General features: G+C 48.4%; 1 protein-coding gene. It reads right to left on the reverse strand.

Features of this window, described 5'->3' with window-relative positions:
* Window positions 1–84: 84 nt before the first annotated feature.
* Window positions 85–1,900 (reverse strand): alpha-L-arabinofuranosidase C-terminal domain-containing protein (locus JX312_RS12960; protein ID WP_204458342.1); only part of this gene is annotated, 1,816 nt, incomplete at its 5' end.

A 1,900-nucleotide genomic window follows, 5' to 3' on the forward strand; every position in this document is an offset into this window, starting at 1 on the left:
TGCTCCTTCTTCGGAATCATGAAATCATCTCAAAATCTCCTGAAATTTAATATAAGCTAATTTCCAACACTTACTTATGATGATTTAACGGATACGATATATCGCAAATGTTCTGGCAGGCACCTCTACGACAGGAGTTGACGTGGACTCAATCGATATTTCACGTTTCTCGGGTTTCACGAGATCCGGATTGTCAAGGGTATTCTCCGTTTTTTCATCAGCGTGCAGCGTCTCCACTGTCATCTTCGAGAATTTCCCCTTGTAACCCTTGAAATCAAGCTTGATATCCTGCGCAGAGTCAGATGTGTTCGCAATTTTCACTATATAATCTTTCGCGTCTTCATCATACGCTACTGTCGCAAACAAGCCATCCTGACCGTCAAGACCGGCAGCCGGACGCTTGTCGAGAGTCGTCGGCACGACACGCGACCCGCGGTTGAGTCCGTACATCTGCTGAACATAATAGCTCGCTGTTGGCATGCTGCGGAGATTGTCAAACCATATCATGTCGGGACGCCATTGCCATCCGTCGACATGCGCGAAAAGAGGAGCATAAGTAGCCATTTCCACTATATCGGCATTGCGTTCGAGTCCGGTCATGAATGCCGCCTCGCAAAGCGCGGCACCGAAATGGTTCTGGTTGTGCCCTTTGGTGTGGCACGCATATTCTCCGGCAAACACTCTGGGACCTTTGCGGTCATATGAATCATAACGGGCTCCCTGACTGAGGAACCATTCATCGGGACGATAGAAATGTTCGTCTACAAGATCTACTTTCAATTTCTTCATCTCGGGCCAGAGATAATCAAACTTATCACCCTCCGAATCCGGACCGGAGGAACCTATGATGCGGATTTCAGGATATTTCGCACGTATGGCTTTGACAAACGGTGCAAGACGCTCTACATATTCCGGTCCCCACTGCTCGTTGCCAACTCCTATATATTTCAGACCGAACGGTGCCGGATGACCCATCTCTGCGCGGAGTGCTCCCCATTTTGACGACACCGGACCATTGGCGAATTCTATAAGGTCAAGAGCATCCTGAATATACGGATCAAGCTCAGAAACAGGCACATGCGCAGACATGTCATGATTCTGGTACTGGCACGAAAGACCAACGTTTACAACAGGAAGAGGAGCGGCTCCGAGCAATTCGCTGAGAACGAAATATTCATAAAAGCCGAGTCCGTAGGTCTGATAATAATCGGGGAAGAAATGATGGGTAAAAGTATATTGCCATCTGTTTTCATTCAGAGGTCTGTTCTCGGGTGCTCCTACAGTGTTTTTCCACTGATAACGGGTTGCAAGATCAGTACCCTCGACAATACATCCGCCCGGGAAGCGGAACACACCCGGCTTAAGGTCGGCAAGTCTTTTGACAAGATCGGCACGCAACCCGTTGATATTATTGCGGGGGAAAAGCGATATATGCTCAAGATCGACAGTATTCTCCGGTTTCTTGAGGAAAATGCGCAACTGTCCCTTTAATATTGTTTTTGATGGGGTCAGCGAGCAGTCATAACGTTTCCACTCCTTGCCGGATATCTCAATCTTTTTCGAAGCATATGTCTGGTTGCCGCCATGAGTCGCCTCGTTTATGAGCTGAACCTCGATTGTTGACTTTCCTCCGTCGGGTACTCGGGCGTACACACTGAAATCATATACGGAGTCTTTCTCGAACGAGACACCGAAGAAGCCCTCGTTCACAAGAGCCGTGTGCTTGTCTGAGTGTCCGGAAGGTCTGAGCTCCACATAATGGGGATTACGCGGGAACGGACCATTGTTTTTCACTTCGACTTTACCGGCAGCCTTCCATCCCTGAAGAGGATAATCGAATTCGAAAGAGCGGTTCTTGATTTTCTCCGCATAAAGACCTCCATCGGCACCGAAATTGATA

Source organism: Barnesiella sp. CU968 (assembly GCF_905219685.1).
Classification (GTDB): Bacteria; Bacteroidota; Bacteroidia; order Bacteroidales; family Muribaculaceae; genus Lepagella; species Lepagella muris_A.